The sequence below is a fragment of the Adhaeribacter aerolatus genome, assembly GCF_007991635.1.
GTDB lineage: Bacteria > Bacteroidota > Bacteroidia > Cytophagales > Hymenobacteraceae > Adhaeribacter > Adhaeribacter aerolatus.
Genome location: NZ_BJYS01000002.1, coordinates 105265 through 127963 on the forward strand (window position 1 = coordinate 105265; position 22699 = coordinate 127963).

The 22699-nt window shown below is 46.1% G+C and carries 17 protein-coding genes; 13 read left to right on the forward strand and 4 right to left on the reverse strand.

Translation table 11 applies throughout. The annotated features are described in order from the left end of the window. The first annotated feature begins 82 nt into the window (after positions 1-82). The 12 genes from AAE02nite_RS02395 to AAE02nite_RS02450 all read left to right on the forward strand — a co-directional run bounded on the left by AAE02nite_RS02395 (position 83) and on the right by AAE02nite_RS02450 (position 17543). A complete protein-coding gene (locus AAE02nite_RS02395; protein WP_170252504.1) occupies positions 83-2155 on the forward strand; it encodes a right-handed parallel beta-helix repeat-containing protein in 2073 nt (690 codons plus the stop codon). Positions 2156-2458: 303 nt separating this feature from the next. Next, entirely contained in the window at positions 2459-3937 is a 1479-nt protein-coding gene (locus AAE02nite_RS02400; protein WP_146894853.1) for a hypothetical protein, read from the forward strand. Positions 3938-3989: 52 nt separating this feature from the next. Then, a complete protein-coding gene (locus tag AAE02nite_RS02405) occupies positions 3990-5894 on the forward strand; it encodes a heparinase II/III domain-containing protein (RefSeq protein ID WP_246150741.1) in 1905 nt (634 codons plus the stop codon). 239 nt (positions 5895-6133) lie between these two features. Beyond that, positions 6134-7213 carry an alginate lyase family protein gene (locus AAE02nite_RS02410; protein ID WP_246150742.1) on the forward strand — a complete coding sequence of 360 codons (1080 nt, stop codon included), beginning with the start codon at positions 6134-6136 and terminating at the stop codon, positions 7211-7213. Between the two features lie 322 nt (positions 7214-7535). After that, complete coding sequence (locus tag AAE02nite_RS02415; RefSeq protein ID WP_146894854.1) at positions 7536-9758, forward strand: polysaccharide lyase family 8 super-sandwich domain-containing protein; 2223 nt, start codon at positions 7536-7538, stop codon at positions 9756-9758. A 25-nt stretch (positions 9759-9783) separates the two neighbouring features. After that, positions 9784-11166: a BNR-4 repeat-containing protein gene (locus tag AAE02nite_RS02420; protein WP_146894855.1), complete on the forward strand. Its 1383-nt coding sequence runs from the start codon at positions 9784-9786 to the stop codon at positions 11164-11166. Positions 11167-11326: 160 nt separating this feature from the next. Next, a complete protein-coding gene (locus AAE02nite_RS02425; RefSeq protein WP_146894856.1) occupies positions 11327-13276 on the forward strand; it encodes a heparinase II/III domain-containing protein in 1950 nt (649 codons plus the stop codon). Between the two features lie 144 nt (positions 13277-13420). Beyond that, a complete protein-coding gene (locus AAE02nite_RS02430; RefSeq protein ID WP_146894857.1) occupies positions 13421-14626 on the forward strand; it encodes a glycoside hydrolase family 88 protein in 1206 nt (401 codons plus the stop codon). Positions 14627-14950: 324 nt separating this feature from the next. Continuing rightward, the gene (locus AAE02nite_RS02435) at positions 14951-15559 is read left to right on the forward strand and encodes a hypothetical protein (protein WP_218033431.1); all 609 of its coding nucleotides are present in this window, start codon (positions 14951-14953) and stop codon (positions 15557-15559) included. Between the two features lie 103 nt (positions 15560-15662). Beyond that, on the forward strand, positions 15663-16049 hold the full coding sequence (locus AAE02nite_RS02440) for a hypothetical protein (RefSeq protein ID WP_146894858.1): 387 nt from the start codon (positions 15663-15665) through the stop codon (positions 16047-16049). A gap of 86 nt (positions 16050-16135) precedes the next feature. Then, positions 16136-16798 (forward strand): SLATT domain-containing protein, encoded by a 663-nt coding sequence (locus tag AAE02nite_RS02445; protein ID WP_146894859.1) that lies wholly within the window; start codon positions 16136-16138, stop codon positions 16796-16798. 364 nt (positions 16799-17162) lie between these two features. Beyond that, entirely contained in the window at positions 17163-17543 is a 381-nt protein-coding gene (locus AAE02nite_RS02450; RefSeq protein ID WP_146894860.1) for a methylglyoxal synthase, read from the forward strand. A gap of 153 nt (positions 17544-17696) precedes the next feature. Here AAE02nite_RS02450 and AAE02nite_RS02455 read toward each other — a convergent pair whose 3' ends face one another. From AAE02nite_RS02455 to gloA2, 4 genes are all read right to left on the reverse strand, one after another. Beyond that, complete coding sequence (locus AAE02nite_RS02455; RefSeq protein WP_146894861.1) at positions 17697-17957, reverse strand: hypothetical protein; 261 nt, start codon at positions 17955-17957, stop codon at positions 17697-17699. A 151-nt stretch (positions 17958-18108) separates the two neighbouring features. After that, complete coding sequence (locus tag AAE02nite_RS02460; RefSeq protein WP_146894862.1) at positions 18109-18384, reverse strand: hypothetical protein; 276 nt, start codon at positions 18382-18384, stop codon at positions 18109-18111. Positions 18385-18531: 147 nt separating this feature from the next. Then, positions 18532-20199 (reverse strand): DUF8614 domain-containing protein, encoded by a 1668-nt coding sequence (locus AAE02nite_RS02465; protein WP_146894863.1) that lies wholly within the window; start codon positions 20197-20199, stop codon positions 18532-18534. A 78-nt stretch (positions 20200-20277) separates the two neighbouring features. Continuing rightward, entirely contained in the window at positions 20278-20664 is a 387-nt protein-coding gene (gene gloA2 / locus AAE02nite_RS02470) for an SMU1112c/YaeR family gloxylase I-like metalloprotein (protein ID WP_146894864.1), read from the reverse strand. 235 nt (positions 20665-20899) lie between these two features. Here gloA2 and AAE02nite_RS02475 point away from each other — a divergent pair, with 235 nt between their 5' ends. Beyond that, entirely contained in the window at positions 20900-22489 is a 1590-nt protein-coding gene (locus AAE02nite_RS02475) for a hypothetical protein (protein WP_146894865.1), read from the forward strand. Positions 22490-22699 lie beyond the last annotated feature (210 nt).

Consider the following 22699-nt stretch of genomic DNA (forward strand, 5'->3'; position numbering starts at 1 on the left):
TAATCTAAGAATACACTACCAATAAGAAGAACCCCGCGGTAAGCGGGGTTCTTAACTAAAGAACCAACTATTTGGGATGGATATGAGAGCGCGTTTCACGGTCTGCATGGTATTCTTTGCCTTAACTGCCGCGTTAAACGCCATAATGCCCACGCGTGCTTCGGCGCAAAAGTTTATTCATCCGGGCATCGACCAAACCGCTCAGGATCTGGCCCACCTGAGAAGCCTGGTGCTGAAAGGCGAACACCCTTATAAAGATGCCTTTGCCCGCCTCAAAACCGTAGCAGATTTAAATTATACCGTTAAGCCGCATACGCACGTGCTGCGTGGGCCTTACGGCAAACCAAATATTGGCGGCGATGATTTAGCCAAAAGTGCCCAAATGGCTTATAACTGCGCGCTGGTTTGGTATATTACCCAGGATAAAGCCTACGCGGACAAAGCGATCAAAATACTAAATGCCTGGGCGCCGGTGCTCTGGGATTTTGATTACAACGATGCCAAACTCTTGGCTGCCTGGACCGGCCATGTACTTTGCAATGCTGCCGAAATATTGCGCTACACCAACGCCGGCTGGCAACCAAAAGAAATAGAGAACTTCTCAAATATGCTGATGACGGTGTACTATCCGTTAATGCGGCATTATTATCCGCAGGCTAACGGCAACTGGGATGGCGCCATTATTCACTCGATTATGGCCATGGCGATTTTTACCGATAACCTCGAAATGTTCCAGAATGCGGTTAATCATTATTTACGAGCGCCGGTAAACGGCAGTATTTTCAAATATATTTACCCCAGCGGCCAGTGCCAGGAAAGTACCCGCGATCAGGCCCACGTACAATTAGGTTTGGGCGAATTTGCGGGAGCTGCTCAAATAGCTTACACGCAGGGCGTTGATCTTTTCTCTTTGGGAAGTAACCGGCTGGCTTTAGGCTACGAGTATACCGCCGGCTTTTTGCTCGGCCAGCAGCCCCAGAGTTACGGTAAAATATCGGAGCGGGCCAAAACCCTTCGCGATGATTACGAAGCCGTTTATGCTCATTACAAGGCCCGCGGCGTAGAAATGCCTTACACCAAAATGGCCCTCGACTCAATCCGCCCAAAGGCTAACCGCAGTATTTTAACGGCCGTGCGGGTACCTGCCACCAAAGCTCAAACGAAATCCGGTACACCCAAACCAAGCCCCATTGGTTATGTGGCCGGTGCTGGAGCAGGGACTAAATTTAATTTTCCGGAGAATGCCATTATGGTTTCGCCCGGCCAATCATTGCAACAGGCGCTGAACTCGGCAGCCGGCACTGGTAAGTGGGTGGTGGCCAAATCGGGCTTACATACTTTACCTACCACGCTTAAAATACCCAGCAACATAACATTAGCCGGCGAAGGGTTAGGTACCATTCTTTTCCTGGACCCAGCTTCTGGTGAAAGAGAAGCTTTGGTTAATGCGGCTAACGACCTGCACGATGTAACCATCCGGGATTTGGTAGTGGAAGGCTCTAATAAACCAGAACCACCCAGCGATCCCAACAGTGCCCGTTCTTACCGTGGTGGCTACAACCGGGGTGGTATTATTTTCCGGGCCTTGCAGGAAGGACAGATGAAGCGCATTAATCTTACGAACCTAACTGTGCGAAATTGTACGTTTAACGGCGTGCTGATCAGTGGCGCTACGGATGTAAATATTACCCGCTGCGATTTGGACGAAAACGGCTCTAACATAGTACCCGGTCCCAAATTGCAACACAACCTCTTGTTAACCCATTGTTCCGACATAAATATTAAAGACAGCCGCCTGGATACTTCGCCCCACGGCAGCGGTATCGCTTTAGACCATTGTCAGAATGCCGCTATTACCAATTCCGAAATAGCCCGCAATGCTTACTACGGGGTATTAATTTCCGAATCAAAAAATATTACGATTAAGGATAATTTAATTGAGGCGAACGACCACAGCGGCGTAATGGTAGAATTTCTGTCGCGCGGCTCCGAAAATATTACCGTCAGCAATAACCAAATTCAGTTCAACGATGGCTATGGCGTAGAGGCCTTTGCCGCGCGCAATAGCAAAATTCAAAACAATAAATATACTGGTAACGGCAACCAAAACGAGCAGCAACTGGTGCGTTCGGATAAAGTTATCTTAATGCCCTAGCAGCAGTAGCTTAAAAGGCAGTGCTGTTAACCTAACGCCAAAACCAGGAACAGTCCCCCTTTGGAGGGGGTAGGGGGAGGATTAACATTAGCTGATAACTAAAAAACGGCAATAATTTAAAGGAAGATGTTCTCCGACAGGAATATGTGTTTTTGTTTAAATCCAAAGGGTAATTAATACCAGGACTTTCAAACCTAAAACAAAAGAATAAAGCTGCTTAGCGTCGAGTTTACCGATAAATTTTATTCAACAGCCTTGACTAAATTTAATATTAGTCCGGGCGCAGTGACTTAAGAATAATTTATGCAAAAAATTACTTTAGTTACCCTTCAACTGCTTCTCCTTTTAGCCTTTACCCGGTGCAGTAAGCCGCAGTACGCCGGGGTCGATTTGGCAAAAACCGATTACCGGCAGGAAATAACCCAATACGGCATTACCTGGACTTTTGATAAACCCGTGCAAAGCGGTCAGTTTATTACCGGCGATTGGTGGGTGGTTGGTCCTGTAACCATTACCAAAATTACCCCGGAGCCCGGTCCCATCCGGAAAGACGCTACCAAAATAAATATTAACCATTGGGGCGATACCAGCCTGAAAACCGATACGGCCATGCGCAACGGTTCTATGATTGTGCTAAAGGTAGGTACCAGACAAAGCTACGATTCCCGGTCCGGGTCGTACAGTCCTAATGGTGTAATTAAGTTGCCCTTGCAGCTTGCACCCAACCGGTCACTAATTTCTTCTATCAGCAATACCACTTTGCCGGTCGATAATTTTGCGAAAAATTTTCTGCCGGAATCCGAAAAGAAATGTCAGACCGTAATGAAAACGGCCGCTGTTTTAACTTGCTTAGAAGCCGTTCCGCCCCGTGATGCGTTCCGGCCCCCTTATGCCGGTACCGAAAAACTAATCTTTCAGGCACGAAATATTAATTGGAAAAAATTGCCCCAACTAAAGTCCGCCGGCGAAGTGCCCTCATGGTCAGAATTTGAACGTTATTTCCAGCGGCCTTGGCTGGACCACCTCATGAGCTGGGAACAGCAGGAACTGGTGCCCAACGAAAACGGACCTAATTATGGTCGTGAACACGCCCGCCTGGTTTCGATGGCTAGTTTAATGCTGTTGCTGGATGTACCGCAGGCGCAAAAAGAAAAATTAGCCATAGGTTTAATTCAACGGGGCATTGATTTGTACGGGTTAGCCCAGGTGGGCGGGTACTGGAACGAAGGCGGCGGCCATTCGAGCGGCCGCAAGTGGCCAATATTATTTGCCAGCCTGATGCTCGATAACCCCACGCTTACGCAACTGCCCGAAACCGCCTTTTTCCACGAAGATACCCAAACCTACTACGGCAAAGGCTGGTTTGGACAAAACGCGCTTTATTGGATGGTGATGCACCACGGCAAGCGCGACCACTACGAAGAGAAACCGCCAGAACAATGGGAGAAATGGGATAAAACTTCCGAGAGCTACCGCTTGTGCTGCAATGCCGTCGCCTGGACCGGAACTGCCCTCGCAGCGCGGTACCTAAAAGCCATAAAAGGTTGGAACCACGATGCGCATTTTGATTACATCGATCGGTGGATGCGATTGGACGATCCGTATGCCAATGCGCGCGGTACTCATCCGCGCCCCAAAGCCGAAACTACCACTTTCGATCCGTTTGTAACCGCTATGTGGCGGGCCCACCGTGAAAATGCACCAGCGCAGGAAATGGCCGGTAATCCGCGGATGTGGGTCTGGCAAGGCAACAAAGGTAACTGGGTTCCCAATCCGCAATAATTAATTAAGCTGCTAACCAATCCGAATTACAATACCAACTAAATTTTTCCAAATGAAATTATTCCACCACTTAATGAATGCCCTGGCCGTTTTGCTGCTGCTTACCACTTCGGTAGCAGCGCAAACCGGGCCTATCACCACCAACACCAAACTTCCGGCACACCCGCGTATATTATTGCTAGGAGGCGAAGAAGCCACTATCCGGAAAACCATTTCGGCCGATAAAACCTGGGAGAAAATGCACCAGGCTATTTTGGCCGAAAGCGATAATTTACTGGATAAACCTCCGGTAGAAAGAATTCAGATTGGCCGCCGCTTACTCGATAAATCGCGGGAAGCTTTGCGGCGGATATTCTTTTTGTCGTACGCCTATCGCTTAAGCCAGCAACCAAAATATCTAGCCCGGGCCGAAAAGGAAATGGTTGCCATTGCGGGTTTTAGCGACTGGAATCCTTCGCACTTTCTGGATGTAGCCGAAATGACCATGGCTATGGCCATTGGTTACGACTGGCTGCATCAAAATTTATCGTCAACTGCCAAAGCTTCTATAAAAGAAGCCATCCTGAAAAAGGGACTGGAACCTTCCATGAACCCCAAGCACAACAGTTGGCTGAAAGTTACCCACAACTGGAATCAGGTTTGTAATGCCGGCATGGCCTACGGTGCCTTAGCTATTTACGAAGATCAGCCCGAACTGGCCCGCAATATTATTAACCGCGCCATCGAAACCATTGTGTTGCCCATGAAAGATTATAGTCCAGGGGGCGCTTACCCCGAAGGTTACGGTTATTGGGGCTACGGCACCAGCTTTAACGTGATGTTTAACAGTGCCATTGAGAAAGCCTTTGGGCAGGATTTTGGTTTGAACAGCCAGCCTGGTTTTCTGCAGACGGCCGGTTACCTGCAAAACATGACGGGCCCATCGGGTAGCTCTTTTAACTATTCCGATGCTGGTACCGGTGGCGGTTTGCAGCCTGCCATGTTCTGGTTTGCCAATAAATTAAAAGACCCATCGGTGTTATGGGTAGAGCGCAGCCGCTTGCAAAATGAGGAGGCGAGCAGACACGTAAGAGATCGCTTGTTGCCGGCCATTATGATCTGGAGCAATGGCCAAAGCATTCTAAATATTCCAACCCCAACAGAGAAAGTCTGGGCCGGTGCGGGCAGTATGCCGGTGGCGCTCATGCGCACTTCCTGGACCGACCCCAACGCTATTTACGTGGGTTTCAAAGGCGGTTCGGCATCGGTAAACCACGCCCACATGGACATTGGATCATTTGTAATGGAAGCTAATGGCGTACGCTGGGCCATGGACTTCGGCATGCAAGGTTACGAATCGCTGGAATCAAAAGGCATTCAATTATTTGGCCGCACCCAGGATGCGCAACGCTGGGAAGTTTTCCGGTACACCAACCGGGTGCATAATACGCTTACTGTAAACAACGAACTGCAACGGGTAGCTGGCAAAGCGCCTATTACGGGTTTCTCCAAAGCACCGGCCTTTATGAGTGCCACTACCGATATGAGCACCGTTTACGAAGGTTCGCTGGCCAAAGCAAACCGGGGAATTGCCATCGTGGACCAAGCGTATGTTGTGGTACGCGACGAATTGGAAACTATGCCCCAGGCCAGCACTATTCGTTGGACTATGTTAACGCCAGCCCAGGTAAAAATAACCGGCAAAAACCGCGCGGAGCTAACCCAAAACGGTAAAAAGATGATTTTGCAGGTGCAGGAACCGGCGCAAATAACCATGAAAACCTGGTCTACCGATCCTCCTAAAGACTACGATGCACCTAACCCCGGCACCACTTTAGTCGGTTTCGAAGCCAAAATGCCGGCCCAAACCAAAGGTGCCCTTACAGTTTTGTTAATTCCGGAAAACGCCGAGAAGAAAGCAACCAATAAAGTGCATCCATTGGCCCACTGGCCAAAATCGCCGCTGCCTGGTAAGTAGTGGTATGGAGTACGGGATTGGTAAAATTCTATAAGGCTTTTGAACCCACATTTGTCATTCAGGAGGAACCTATTTAGCAGATAGCCAAAAAGTTTCCTCCTGAACGACAAATGTGGATTGCTTAAACTTATCCTCTAAAAATTTTGAGTAGTAATTAAACCGCTCCTAATAAATTCAGGGGTAATATTTTCATAAAACCTGAGCCTACTTAACAGGCAATAAATTTTAAATTAACTCAAATGCGAAGTGTACGCCTATTAATTATTTTCTTCTGTCTTGCTTTACAGCAATCGGCAATTGCTTATGAGCATCCGGGCGGCATGCACCCGAAGAAGCAGATTGACTTTGTAAAGAAAAAAATCAAACAAAAAGAGCAGCCTTACTACCAGGCTTATCAGGTATTAATAGCCGAAGCGGATTCGGCGTTACAGGCAGAAGACCATGCCTTGGCCGATTTTAATGTGCCGGGCTATTACCGCGATGCGCTTGCCCACCGGACCAACTCCAAAAGTTTACAGACCGATGCTTTTAATGCTTACGCTTGTGCCCTGGCTTACCAGTTAAGCGGTAAAAAAAAGTATGCCGATAAATCGCTGGATTTTTTAATGGCCTGGGCAAACAAGAATACAAAATATTCGAATGCCGACGGCAGCCTGGTAATGGCTTACTCCGGTACGGCCATGATTATTTCGGCCGAACTCCTCTATAACTACAAAGGCTGGCAGAAAAAGGATAAAGAGCAATTTATGGGCTGGGCCAAAAACGTTTACCGGAAATCGGCCGACGAAATCCGCAACCGCAAAAACAACTGGGCCGATTGGGGCCGGCTGGGCTCTATTCTCACGGCTTATCTGCTCGACGACAAAGCAGAAGTGGCCGAAAATATCCGGTTAATAAAAAGCGACTTGTTTCATAAAATTGCGCCCGACGGGCACATGCCCGAAGAAGTTAAGCGCGAGGCCAATGGCATTTGGTATACCTACTTTTCCCTGGCTCCTATTACGGCTGCGAGCTGGGTAGCCTACCAGGCCGATGGCACCAATTTGTTTACTTACCAGGAAAACGGCCGCTCCATTAAAACCGCGCTGGATTACATGCTTTACCACAGCCAGCATCCCGACGAGTGGAAGTGGTTCCAAAATCCGCACCCCGGCAAACCTGGTTCCTGGCCCGGCAACTTACTGGAGGCCATGTACCCGATTTATAAAGAAGAAAAGTACAACGCCTATGTAAAAGAGGCACGGCCGCTGTATTACCCCACGCACCATTTCGCCTGGACTTTCCCCACGCTCATGAAACCCTTTTTAACTTTTGATTAAAGCGAGCCGATAAGTAATATTTATAACCTAATGCCCTATAAATAAGTCGATTAATATATATTGAAAGCTCCCCTCCTGTTTTAGGTTACCATTAGGACACTTGTTTTATAAACTGCTTATTATCAACATTTTACAAAATATTTCAGTATTTTATAACTAATTGAAAACCAGTTTTTTACACAACATGTGTCCTAATGGTAGCCTGTTTTAGGAGGGGTAGGGGTGGTAAATTTCTAAATCAATTATTCATCTAAATATTTCTCGCCACTTATTTATTAGTCAGGTTTAGCTACTTCTTGCTCCAATACTCTGTTTATCCGCCATGAATTATAAATCTGTTTGCCTGTTAAGTTTTTACTGCTATGTTTATTTATTGCCTTTAGGGGCAGTTGCGCACAATAAATCAGAAATTTTAAAATCTAATACAGAAAATATTGCCCCTGATAAAACTGCCAATGCTGATCTGGAAAAAATCCGCACCCGGATTATCGAGGATTTGCTGGAGCCCGCCGTTAAGGAAGGCGAAATAACTCAACTAATCAAAACCATAAAGCCGGATGGCAGTTGGCCGAATATTAATTATCAGGATGTATCGCGTACCGGTTTTCAGCACAGCGAGCATTTGCAAAATATGCTGGATATGGGTCGCGCGCTCAAGAAGCCGGGTTCTAAATTCCAGGGAAATCCCGAACTGAAAAAGGCGGTTTCGGCGGCGCTGGATTTCTGGCTGAAGCACGATTTTATTTGCGATAACTGGTGGTGGAACGAAATGGGTACGCCCGGCCACATGATTAATATTTTGCTGGTGCTGGATACCGATTTAACCCCAACCCAGCGCGAGAAAGGTTTAAAAATTGCGAACCGCGCCAGCCTGGAAGCTTTTGGAGCGCGGCCGGGCGGCGACCTGATTCAAATAGCGGCCATGCTAGGTAAACAAGGTTTATTCGCCCGCGACGAGCAGGTTGTGGAAAAGGTAGTGCGGGTAATGGCAGATGAAATAAAAGTTACGACCGGTAGGGGGCTTAAGCCGGATTTAAGTTTTCACCATCGCACCGATAATGTAATATCTACTTTGTCTTACGGCACTGGTTACGCCAGCTCGTTTGCGTACTGGGCCGTAAAAATTGCGGGTACCAAATACACCTTACCCGAATCGGCCATGAAATTGCTCGTCGATTATTTTCTCGATGGTATTTGTCAATCGATGGTGTACGGCCGGTACCCGGATCTGGGCGCCAAAAACCGTGATTTATCCCGCAAAGATATTCTTAGCCCGGCCAGCGCCGAATTAGCGCAAAACTTATTGCTAGCCTCGAACTACCGCCGCGACGAACTGGCGGATATTGTTAAAATCCGCCAAGGCGAAATAAAACCAAATTTAGCGCGGACCCACTTTTTCTGGCATTCCGAATATTTTACCCACCAGCGACCCAACTATTTCGCTTCGGTCCGGATGCATTCGAGCCGCGGGAATAACATGGAAGAACCACACAACGAGGAGGGCCTGAAAAACCACCATTTCGCCGATGGCTCTAATTTTATTTCCCGCACGGGCCAGGAATATTTTAATATTTTCCCGGTGTGGGATTGGCAAAAAATACCCGGTACTACGGTGGTGCAGAAACCCGCTTTGCCGCACTGGAAGCAAATTGCCAAGAAAGGAAAATCTGATTTTGTAGGCGGGGTAACCGATGGCAACCTGGGTGCCGCGGCCATTGATTTAACCAGCGTACACGACCCGCTAAAAGCCCGCAAAGCCTGGTTTTTCTTCGAGAACGAATACGTTTGCCTGGGCGCCGGTATTACTGCCGAAGCCGATTACCCGGTAGCCACCACCCTGAACCAAAGTTTGCTGAACCAGCAGGTAACGGTAAAACGCAATAACCAGAAAGAAACTCTGCCATCAGGTGAACACACACTAGATAAAGTTTCGTGGGTGGCCCACGATAATATTGCCTATATTTTTCCGACCCCCACGGCACTGCACCTGAAAAACAATACCGCTACCGGTAACTGGCGCGAAATCAACCATCATACCTGGGCTACTACTAAAGAAGTAAAAAAAGACGTGTTTAAGGTGTGGCTCGACCACGGCATCAAGCCGCAAAATGCTAGCTACGCTTATATTGTAGTACCCAATCTGGCAGCTGCCCAGGTAGAAGCTTACCGCAAAAAAGCTCCCTTAGAAATATTGGCAAATACCCCCGAATTGCAGGCGGTAAATAATAAAGCTACTAATGTAAGCCAAATCGTATTTTACCAGCCCGGCAAAATAAATATCTCTAAAGGTCTAACGCTTACCGCCCAAAGTCCTTGTATGGTGATGGTCCAGACAGGTAAAAACGGTATCCAAAAATTAACGGTATCTGACCCTTCGCGCAAGTTACAATCGCTACAACTAAATATTACCAGCCGCTTTGAAGGAACCGGTGACAACTGGCAAGCTAATTGGCAAGGCAAAAAAGAAGGTACTACCATACAAGTTAAGTTGCCGGCGGACGGCCTGGCCGGACAAAGTATGGTTTTGGAAGCTAAAAACAAATAAGCAGGTGGTAGCAAGAAAGTACAAAATGGATAAACTTAAAAGCTGGCGTTATGCCTTAGTTGGGCTGTTCGTACTGCTGATTTCAGTAGGAGCGGAGGCGCAAATTAAACGGGCCGATGGGTACAAGGGCATCTGGTTTACGCTGGGGCAGTTTTCGGAGTACGGCGATAAATATTCCGGTGGTTTGGGTACTTATACCGCTAACCATATTCCGGTAGCTATTTATGCCCCTGCCGTGAAAAAAACTTTTTTCGTGTACGGCGGCACCACCCAGCAGAACGAAAAACACCTGCTCATTATGCTGTCTTACTACGATCACCGGAAAGGCATAGTGCCTAAACCCGTAATTGTTTATGATAAAATGGGCGTAGACGACCCCCACGACAATGCTTCGCTTTCCATTGATGAAAAAGGGTATATCTGGGTATTTGTGAGCGGCCGGAATACTGCGCGGTTAGGGTTAATCTTCAAAAGCCGTGAGCCTTACGAGATTGATGCTTTCGATAAAATATACGAGGATGATATGACTTACCCGCAGCCCTGGTGGGTGCCCGATAAAGGGTTTATCCATATGTTTACCCGCTACACCAAAGGCCGGGAACTGTATTTTGCCACCAGTCCGGATGGGAAAACCTGGGCCCCTGCCCAAAAGCTGGCGGGCATGGGCGGCCATTACCAGCTTACCAACCGGCACGGGAATAAACTGGTTTCGGTGTTTAATTACCATCCCGGCGGCAACGTAGATAAGCGTACCAATATTTACCTGGTGCAAACTGAAGATATGGGCCAAACCTGGAAAACCATATCGGGTAAATCAGTTACTATTCCTTTAGCCGATCCGCAGTACGAAGCTATCGTAAAAGATTACCAGGCCGAAGGCAAACTGGTTTATCTGAACGATCTGAACTTCGATGAAAACGGCAACCCGGTAATATTAGCCGTCGTGAGCCGCCACTTTCAGCCCGGCCCCAAAGGCGACCCACACGAGTGGGTAATTATTTCCCGGGAAAACGAAGAATGGCAATTCCGGAAAGTCTGTGAATCGACGCACAATTACGACATGGGCTCGCTTTACATCAACGGCGACCATTGGGAAATCATTGGCCCCACCGAGCCAGGACCGCAGCGGTACGGCACCGGCGGCGAAATGGCTTTGTGGGTAAGTAAAGATGGTGGCAAAACCTGGAAGAAGCAGCGGCAAATTACCCAAAACAGCCCGCGTAATCACTCGTATGCCCGTCGCCCGGTAAATGCCCATCCTGGTTTTTACGCTTTCTGGGCCGATGGCAACGCCGATAAATTCTCGGAATCGAAGTTATATTTCACGAATAAGAAAGGAAATAAAGTATGGGAACTGCCTTACCAAATGGAACAGGATTTTGCCAAACCCAAAAGGTTAAAAAGATGAAGCTATCTAATGAAATATTATTCTCTGTTAAAGAGCCCTTTCCTCAGTTGGTGTCCTCACAGCCCTTGGTGAGCGGAATCTAATATCCAACGTCTAGCTACCAACGTCCAATAAAAATATTCACCACAAATAATTGAATCAACCAAACTTAAAGTTTCACATGAAAAAAATATTATTGATTTTTGCGCTATTCTGGCTTTGCGGGGCGGGCTGGGCGCAGGAGAAAAACTTGCTTAGCGGCAAATACACGGCAGAAGAACTAAAAAAGGTTTTAATTCCGCAGGCCAGTTGGGAGCCTTTCCCAAAGTTGCAGAACCGCACCGGCTGGTCCAAAGCCGATCAGGCCATGATGCAGGCTTACGTAAAACAGGCGGAAGGCTATCTGAACTACGAATGGCCTTACATTCCGGCTACCAAATCGCTGTTATACGAGCGTACCGGCGACCGCGACGAGTACCAGACGATGAGTTTTAAAAAACGCGAGGTGCTGGGTACCCTGTTGCTGGCCGAAATTTATGAGAACAAAGGCCGTTTCCTCGACCCGATAATTGATGGCGTTTGGTCTATCTGCGAAGAATCTTTCTGGGGCGTACCGGCACACCTGCCCCGGGGCAAACAATACGGCGGTTTAATTAATACTGCCGATCCGCTGGTAGATTTATTCGCCGCCGAAACCGGTACCTACCTGGCCTGGGTAGATTATTTTTTGGGCGATAAATTGGATGCCGTTTCGCCGCTGATCCGCAAAAGAATTTACAACGAAACCAATGCGCGACTGTTTAAACCGCTTATGAACAAGCCGCACGGCTGGATGACGAAAAACAAAGACGGCCGGGCACCCAATAACTGGAATCCCTGGATTTGTTCGAACTGGTTAAATACGGCTTTGCTCCTGGAAAAAGACGAGCAGAAACGCACCGATATGGTGTTTAAAACTTTAGATGTACTGGACGAATTTCTGAACCCGTACCCGCAGGATGGTGGCTGCGACGAAGGTCCGAGTTACTGGGGTGCCGCGGCGGCCTCGTTGTACGATAATATTTCGATGCTGAACCTGGCCAGTAAAGATGCTTTTGCCTATGTGTACCAGGACGAGAAATTTAAGAACATGGGCAAGTTTATTTACCGCGCCCAAATTAGTCCTAAATATTTCCTCAACTTCGCCGATGCCGATCCGCAACCTAAAATGTCGGCGAACATGATTTACCGCTATGGCAAAGACATTAAGGATGCTGATATGATGCGCTTTGGCGCTTATTACCGCGAACCCGAAAATGGCTCTGTTGGCCGTTTTCATTATTTTCGGAATTTCTTTGCGCTGTTTATGCAAGAAGAATACCAGAAAGCGAAAGGCGGTTTGCCGCTGCCCAAAGATGTTTGGCTGCCCGACTTACAAGTGATGGTTGCCCGCGACCAGGCCGGCACTACCAAAGGGTTGTACGTAGCAGCCAAAGGCGGCCACAACGACGAAAGCCACAACCACAACGATATTGGCAACTACGTGGTGTATTACGACGGGCAACCGTTACTGATAGATGTGGGCCGGGGAACTTACACGAGCAAAACCTTCAGCAATAAACGCTACGATATCTGGTACAACTGCTCCGACCACCACAATGCACCTACGGTAAACGGCAAAACCCAACTGCCGGGCAGCGGATACAAAGCCACGGGCGTAAATTACAATGCTGGTAAAAACTTTGCCCAGTTTTCGCTGGATATTGCCAAAGCTTACCCCGCCGAAGCAGGTATTAACAGTTGGAAGCGCACGGTGCGGTTAAACCGGGGTAAAAACGTGCAGGTAGCCGATGTTATTAACCTGAAAGAAGCCGGCGAACTCACCCAGCACCTGATGACCTGCTACCCCGCCGAAGTAAGAGCGCCCGGCGAACTGGTTATTCATTACAGCCCGAAGGAAGGCAAAGCCCGCGATTTTGTAATAAAATACAACGCCAGCCAAATGCAGCCTACCGTGGAAAAAGTAAAACTTACGGCCATGGAAGACAAAGGCATTATTCAAAAATGGGGCGATACCATTTACCGCATCAACTTTAAAGTAACGCAGCCCAAAACCCAGGATAAGCTAAGTTTTGAAATTGCAGCACGGTAAACGACTAACCAGCGGCCTTACAATAGCAGGCTTTGGTTCTCCGCGATACTTTCCCTAACTTTATTCTGCTTAAAATATTAAATCAACCGAAAAATAATATATCTCCTTTACAATTAACCGCTTAAATTATTTACCAAATCCATCATGAAGATTACTTATAAACTTATGGCCGTGCTCGGCCTGATTTCCATTTTTGCTTTTGTACAATATGCTTCCGTACCGGTTAAAAGCGCTATGCAGGCCGTTCAGGTGCATTTAGCTAACATGGCCAAAACCAACACCGACTTAACCAAATATCCCCGTTCTACTAAAAAAGATGGTACCATTGCCACTACTGCTTCGCGCGACTGGACCAGCGGTTTCTTCCCCGGTTCGTTGTGGCTAACGTACGAATATACCAAAGATAAAAAATGGGAAACGCTGGCACGCCAGTGGACAGCCGGCTTAGAAAAAGAACAGTTTAACAAAGGCACCCACGATTTAGGGTTTATGATTTTCTGTAGCTTTGGCAACGGTTACCGCCTCACCAAAGACCCGAAATACAAAGACATTATTATCCAGGCTTCTAAATCGCTGATTACCCGGTTTAATAAAAAAGCCGGCGTTATCCGGTCCTGGGACCACAACCGCGATAAATGGGATTACCCCGTAATTATTGATAACATGATGAACCTGGAAATGCTGTACTGGGCTTCCAAACAAACCGGCGACCCCATTTATGCCAACGTGGCAACCACCCACGCCTTAACTACGCTTAAACATCATTTCCGCCCCGATTATAGCAGCTACCACGTAGTAGATTATGATACAGTAACCGGCCAGGTACGCAAGAAAACTACCCACCAGGGCTATTCCGATGCTTCGGCCTGGGCCCGCGGCCAAGCCTGGGGCTTATATGGCTACACCGTTACTTACCGCGAAACCAAAGACCCGCGTTTCCTGAAACAAGCGCAAGCCATTGCCGATTTCTTTATCAATCACAAAAATACACCGGCCGATAAGATACCATACTGGGATTTTGATGCCCCCGCCCGGACCGATTTGCCCCGCGATGCTTCCGCCGCGGCCATTACCGCCTCGGGTTTACTGGAGTTGAGCAAATATTCCGGTGCCAAAGGCGAAGCCTACAAAAAGGCCGCTTCGCAAATGTTAGCCAGTTTAGCTTCGCCGGCTTACCTGGCCAAAGCCAACACCAACAACAACTTTATTCTGATGCATTCTACCGGCCACCTACCCGGCAACTCCGAAATAGATGTGCCCCTGAATTACGCCGATTATTATTTTATTGAAGGCCTGATGCGCTGGGAGCAAATGAACAAAGCTAAAGCGCCGGCGAAAGCTAAAGGGTAAGCAATTTATTTTTAATAACAGCTAGTTGATTTTATTGCTTACAAATTCTCCGCTTCAAGGTAGAATATTCGGGGCATAAAATAAAAAAACCGGAAATTCCCGGTTTTTTTATTTTATGCTTGCTGCTTTATAGCTGGTTTACTATATTGTTAGGAACGTTTATTATTTCACCATAAATAGATAAAAGCTAGTGGTGTATATACCTTAGGAAATGGACGGCTAAACGCTAGTGGTTCGTTTACATAATAGTTGGGCGTAAGTTAAAAATATGAAAGTCGAGTTGATTCCAGTTATAGAGTTTGGGTACAATAATCAGGCACTGCTGTGCCTGAGAAGTATCCCTACTGGGAAAACTCAGAACTTTGGGACAAGTATCACGAGGAATCTTATCTGAGAGCGGGCTTCAAGGATAAATTAACTCCTTATTTGCCAGGCTCATCTTTGTATCAACTTTGCGACGTTTCAGAAAGTAACCTGACTAAGCTTGTAAAAGACCATACTCAAGACTTTAGGGACGGGAAATATGACAGACCTCAAGTGAGCGCTTTATTTGGCGGATATGTTCTAAAAGTCAATGGACAGGAAAAGTTCTTCCCTCAATGTTGCGGGGGTTTGGCGGATATTGAGTACTGGGAAAGGATTTCGAAAGGCAGCCAATCTTACTATGAGGGGCACCCAGCGCCGCAGATAGAATTTAGCCAAAACTCGTTAACACTAGATTTCTCCGTTGAAGAATTTGACGAGCCGTTTCAGCCGCCCCCTCCCGCCACGAGATTAACAATTGATTTGCAGGCACTAAGAAACGCTGTAGAAAAGACAAAAGCTGAGTTATTGGAATTTGGCAAAAGACTCAAAAAAATAAACCAAGAGGAAAAGTTAGAAATCCAAAATATTGACGGGTTGTTAATTTGGGAAAACACTAATTATAAATAAGAAAATCTAAGCCCAATATTGTGCATAAGCCATGCTACGGCCGACGGCCTTGCACGCCTCATGCACGAGGCTGTTGAGCGTAAGTTTAAACAGATGGATTGCAATGATTAAATCAATTGGATTTGGAGTATTATTTTGCTTTTTACAAAGTATCTGTGAATCCTTTCTGTCTTACTGGATTATAGCAGTTAAGGGAACCAGTGACATTAATGCTGATGGATTGATGTTATATGGGATAACAAGGATTCTTCTAACAATTGTTCCTTATGTATTGCTGTTCTTATTAACTCACCAAATCATAAAGAAAACAATTTTGCCTGCCATTACTGCTTTTTTTATAAATGTCTTAATTTTAATTATTTTTTGGCAGCAAGGATTGATTCAGAAAGAGCCGATTATAATGATATTATCATCGTTGACTGTTAGTTGTATTTTGATGGTTTTGAATAAGTTGGCAATAGAAAAAAAGAATATTGTACAAAAATTATAACACCTTCGCCTAACACAATATAAATTAAAACCTGGCTTCCTATGGGCTTGGCATATAAGCGGCCCGTTATGGGCATTTAAATTATAATGGAACCAAAATCAGAGAAGAAAGAGAAATCGTACTTAGATTATCTTGATAAGACCTTTCTTGAGGAGCTTAATTATAAAATTTGGTCAACAAAGGGAGCTAGATTTAATGCAAGCCAACGACTTATTAAGATATCTAGGCTATCAAATCTTTGTACAAGTTTATTCTCAGTTTATTTAATTGCAGTTGGTTTATTATCTGTTTATAACCTTTATAACTCTACAGCAATAAATGAAAATGTGATTGCTTTTTCGGTTACTTGTCTCTCTATACTGCTTTTAGTTTTTACATTAATTGAGAATTCAAGAGATTACAATCGAAAATCCAAAGAGTATCATGACTGTTCTTTAGAGCTATCTAGAATTTATAACCGGCTTAGGATTTTCAAAACGCTGACTAACGATGTTACAGATAAAAAGCGAGAAGAGTTTACTATTCAAATTGCGGATGCATACCAAGATATTTTAGCTAAACATGAGAATCATGACCCAATTGACCACCAAATATTCAAAACATCAAAGGCCAGATACCATAAGCTGAATGGCTTTGATGTATTTATTATAAAAATTAAATACTATATATACACAGCTTTCATATATCATCTACTAATAATTCTGCCCCCAGTCATTATTGCATATATGATTTACATTAGTAAAGCTTAAGCATTTGTAAGAAGTAAAATGCCACATAACAAGGTGCATAAGGCATGCTTCTGCCGACGGCATCGTACGCCTCATGCACAAGACCGTTAAGCAACTATTCAGGAAAGAAGATAGATAAGAGTTGTTAACCCAAATATTAAATTTGGTAGAAACTGTTATGAATATACAAGCAAAAAAATCATATATAAGTTATATAAGGCTGCTGCTTAACGAAAACTTACCCAAACGACTTAAACCTGTCACCATTATTTTTTAATATTCCCGGAACGGGTAAGTTTTACCGGCCGTATCAGAAGTGTTTTTCGTTTGCAAACTAATGTTTATTTTAAGCTGAAACTGTGCTTACTATACTAACCTGCCTGCTATGAAAACCATTGCCCTGATTGCCCATAACGAGAAAAAAAACGAATTGCTGGAATGGACCAAACAGCACCGCGAACTGTTGCAACACTACACCTTAATAGGGACTTCTAATACAGCCAAATTAATTAATAGCTTACTAGGCTTAGAAGTGAAGCCGTTTGGTCACGGGCCCAGCGGCGGCGACATTTTGCTTTCGGCTAAAATCCTGAAGGGGAAAGTAGACAAAGTTATTTTCTTTATTGATTCGGAAAATCCCCACGGCCATGAGCACGACATTCAAACCTTAATCCGTACGGCTGTTATCAATAATGTGCCAATCGCCTTAAACCGGGCATCGGCCGATTATATTATTCTGGAACAACAGGAGGATAAACAGGCTTAGACACTTCCGGAATAATGTTTAGTGTTGTTGTGAACTTATCACTGAACTTATGCGGCTTGGTAACCAGACATCAGCCTGTAATTAGGTTAATCATGAAAAAAGGCCCTGCCGGCAAATAGCGACAGAGGCCTTTATCTAAAACATCAGTTGTTTTTAAGCAGCCTGGTGGTGCTCGTCATTATCATCAGCAGCCCGGGCCACCACAAAAATGGTTACCACTGCCACCGCAGCTACCGCTAAAACCATCTGCCGGGGCGTTAGTTTTTTACTGGCTTTCATTAGTAAGTGACCGGTATCTTGCAGTAAATCGGGTAGTTTTTCGTAATTACCGTCTTTAAATACGTGCATCACATTTTCGAAAGCCCGCGATAAATCCTGTGGTTGTACAAGTGAAGTATTATTAGCTTGATCCATAATTTTAAATTTAGTTTAGTGTTTTCTACTTTTTATAGCACCGTTTTGTTGCAGAGTTACCGCTATGGGTTTATCTGACAGATTTTGCTATACGTAAAACTATAGACCGTGGCTAACCAATTTTAACCAGATTTATCTATAAAGTGCTAAATCAGGCTACCTGAGTACCGCCGGCACTTCTTACTTCTTCGCCTATTTTCTGCAATATTTTATCAGAGCTGTACATCATGCTGGCCGGGAACCCAACGTTTACATTATTGACGGCCAAGGTCTGCGTAGCCTCATCGTAATTGTATTCGGCCGATACACCTTTCTCGGAAATGCGACCGTTGTTGCCGGCCAGGTTAATGCCAAAGCCGGATAGTTTTGAACGCAGGTTGTTATAAATTTCGGGGGAGATACCGGAGTATTGCGCGCTTTTTGCCATAATTTTATTTTGTTAGTAAGGGTTTAAAGTAAATTAATATTTATAATTAACGCATTTGCCATTGATTCTGCCTAAAAAAAGGCTGGCAAAAATTTATCGGCAGCAGCATTTATACCACCTTTAGGTTGCCTGTTTTTAAACGAAGGGCTATAAACCAAGTACTTCGGCGCCTTGGTCGAACACCACATCTACCGGAATATTGGCTTGACTCAGGCGGTCCAGGTCAGCTTGCAGGCGACTGTCTATTTTGCCCTGCTCGGTTAGGAGTTGGCCCACGCCGGCGTAGTCGCCGTTGCCCTGCAAGGTTAATATTCTTTCCGACAATTTATTCATGGCCTCTTCCATTTTAGCATAATTTACGCGGTAAGTACCGTTTTTTTCGTTGCGCTCAAAAGCGCCATGCTCGGCAAAAAAGTTAAACCGCACCATATTAGCCTGTCCGTGCGCACTAGCCGCCCCAAACCTTACCGACCGAAAGATGCCCGCCAGAAAAGTAGTGTAATAATCTTTCATGTCGCCCTGGATTTCGCCTTTCCGGTGCAACTGGTTTATCATGTACAAGCCCAGAATATCGGCTTTGCCTTCTTCCAGTGCCGAGCCTTTTTCTTTTAAAGCATCGCGCACAGTGCCCCGGCCGTTTACCAAATTTTTAATACCCAAGCCATGTGCTACCTCATGAAACATAGTAGTGGCAAAAAAAGCATCGAAGGTTACGTGCTGTCGCTGGTCTTCGGCAATAAGGGTATTGGCAATCGGCTGCATTATTTTATCGAACTTGGCCCGCATGGCATTTTTTAGCTGCAGACGCCGGGTACCTTTTTTCAGTTGTACTTCTTCGTCGTTGGGCAGGTTAATGGCAATGGTTTTGCTGCCGGCATTGCAGTCACCGGCGTAATAAATTACATCGTAGGCGTTCAGGTCGGAGTCGGTACCGGGCTTTTCTTTTTTGTATTTATCGGGTACGGGCAAGCCGCGCTGCAATTCGGGCAGGAAAGCCGCGTAACGGGCCAATTTTTTACTCCATTCCTGGTCTTTAATTAAAACATACGCTTCGTGGGCGGCTTTGTAGTTAAATAATTTGTCTTCGTACACCTCTATCGGGCCCACCACAAAATCAATGGTGTTTGTTTTCATATCCATCCAGGCCAGGTCGCTGGGCTGGTAGTTATCGGTTAATAAAGCTTCGGCGCGTAAGGTTAAATATTTCTGCAGACCCGCATCTTCGGCCAAACTGGCGGCTTGCCGCAGCAAATCAGCGGCTTTTTCTACCTGCTCCTTAAATTGCACGTGATAAGGTACGGTAATAAGTTTGCCGTTCTGGTCGCGGCGCAGGAGGGTATACTGGCTCTTTTTATCTTTCAGGTCGGCTTTCTCAAATTCTTCTTTGGTTATATCGGTCGGGTAAAAATTGGCGCCTTCGGGCTTAGGGCCTACACCTTTAATAAAAGGCGCGTTGTTGTCCAGCCGGTCCCAGGGGCCGTAATTTATTTGTGCCAACCGGCGGGTGGCGCCGTCTTTAATGGCAGTCAGTAGCGAGTCGCGCTGGCCGTAGGCTTCGTACCAGAAAATACTATCCATTATTTTAGCCACCTGTATCAGCAACGGAATCATTTGTTTTTCCTTCGCCGTTAGCTTATTTAAATCGGTGGTCAGGGTTACTTCTTCGTACTTGTTCAGCCGCTGGTGCAAAGGTGCGGCGGTTTCGTCGAGGGTGGCCGTGGTGTCCTCGGTTTGGTGGTCGGTTTTCTTTTGGTTAGAACAGCCGGCCAGCATTAAACTGCCGACGGCCAGGAATAGCAAATATGTAAGCTTCATACAAAACAGGTTTAGGGAGTGAGGCTAAATTACAAATTTTATCGGGGTATACGCGCCGATTTAACTTTTACCAATGGGTTAGCTCTCGTAAAGTTCCAGGGGTAATCCATCGGGGTCCTGAAAAAAAGTAAACTGTTTACCTGTCAGTTCATCTACCCGGATGGGTTCGGTAATTATTCCTTTTTCGTTTAGTTCAGCCACGGCGGCCTCTAAATCCTTTACCGAAAAAGCCAGGTGCCGCAGGCCGCAGGCTTCGGGCTGGCTCCGGCGGGGCGGCGGTTCCGGGAACGAAAATAACTCTATCTGGTATAAGCCGTTCAGGGCTAAATCAAGTTTATAAGATTGCCTCTGGGCACGATACGTTTCCTGCACTACCTGCAGGCCCAGCTTCCCGACGTAAAATTCTTTGGAAACGGCGTAGTCAGAACAAATAATGGCAATATGATGAATTTGCTGGAGTTGCATGGTTTAACAGAATATTTTAGATATCGTACAAAGTAAGTCTGGAAAGCCAGGCTATACAAAATTTTTATTTATTACAGGACTTTCGCAAAATTATCCAAAGTCCCCCTTCAGAGGGGGCAAGGGGGAGGATTTACAATGTAAAAAACCATTTTGCGAAAGTCCATTAGATAAAGATAGCCACCGTTAAAACGAAAAACTGCATTGCAAAAGGCAAAACGCTGCCGACACACCACGAATGGGTAAAAAAATACTCCTTTTTATTTTAGCCGGCGTGCTTGTGGTAGGCTTGGTTAAAATATTTTTTTTCTCCGGCATTACCCAAAAAACACCGCCGCCCTCTTTCCGGAAAGCAGCGGAGCCGGGTTTTGTTTGGGCCAGCGCCGGCGCGCAATATGCCCGGGGCCGGTTAGGAGAGTTTTTGCTGGGGCAGCATTACCGCGATGTTTGGACCACGCCGGTAAAAGCGCCTGTTTTAAACCTGGCGCAGCTCAATGGGGGCATGCGCGTGGGCAAACTGGGTGGGGGGCAGCAAACCACCAGTTTAAGTTTAATCGCGCCGAACGGGCAAACCTGGGTAATCCGCTCGTTAGATAAAGACCCGGTAAATATTCTGCCGCCGTTCTGGCGCCGGACTATTTTCGCTGACCTGTTGCACGACCAGATATCAGCTTCTCACCCGTACGCTGCTTTGGTAGTAGGAAAGCTGGCCGATGCGGCCGGAATTTTCCATACCAATCCGCAGGTGGTTTTTGTTCCGGCGGCAGATGCCCGCCTGCAACCGTACAAAGCCCGGCTGGGAAATAAATTATTTTTGCTCGAAGAAAAATACGGCGACAGCGCCCAAGTGTGGCCGCAGTTAAAAGGGGCTTCGGAATTGGTAGATAGCCGCGTTATGCTCGATAGGCGATTCCAAAACCAAAAGCATCGTATCGACGAAAAAGCTTTTGCCCGGTGTCGGCTGTTTGATTTATACATTGGCGACTGGGACCGGCACGAAGGCCAATGGACCTGGGCCGCTTACCCCGCTGATTCAACCGTGCTTTACAAGCCCATCCCCAAAGACCGCGACCAGGCTTTTAGCTTGTACCAGGACGGCCTTGTACCGTGGTTACTTACCCGCGATTTTGCTTTGCCTAAGTTTGGCCATTTCGATTACCAGGTAGCCGATGTTAGTAGTTATACCGTAAATGCCAGTTTTATAGATGAGCGGGCTCTTACGGAGGTAACATTACCAGAATTTAAAGCATTGGCCCAGCAACTGCAGGTACAACTTTCCGACTCCGTAATAGAAACAAGCGTAAAATTATTACCTACATCAGTTTATATGTTAACCGGGGCCGAATTGATGAATAAGCTCAAAAGCCGGCGGGAGAACTTAGTGCAGGTGGCAACCGAATATTATCGGGTGCTGGCGAGCCACGTGATAATTCCGGGCACCGACCAGCGCGAAAAATTTGAAATAAAGCGCCTGCCGAATGGTCGGGTACTGGTTAAGGTTTATGGATTAACAGATGCCGGCGCCATTCGTGACTTATATTACAGCCGAATATTTACGAACCGCGAAACAATAGAAATTACGTTGCATGGCCTGGCCGGGGCCGATATATTTGAGGTAAGAGGTAAAGCGGAGCAAAGTATTAAAATAAATATTGTGGGCGGTTTAGGCGAAGATACTATTGCTGATTACGGTCAGGTAGGACCCGGTAAAAAATTAACGGTGGTTTTTGATACCCGCGATGGCAACGATATTACCTGGGGACCCGGCACCGAAAACAAAACTACGAACGAATTATCGGTCCACCATTTCGACCGGGAAGGCCTGTGATAGAGATATATATAAGACTAAAACCTGCAATAAGCTATTTAAATGCGGAAATGGACAAACAAAATGGCAGAAAAAAATATCCTTTCGGTAAACCTTGCGTTAATTACTTAATGTGCTGTTTTCATGGTTAAACCCGAATTATCCGGATAATACCGGAAAGCTCTCCGGCTCATAAGCAAGTGTAAATAATTATCTGAATATAAGAATTAT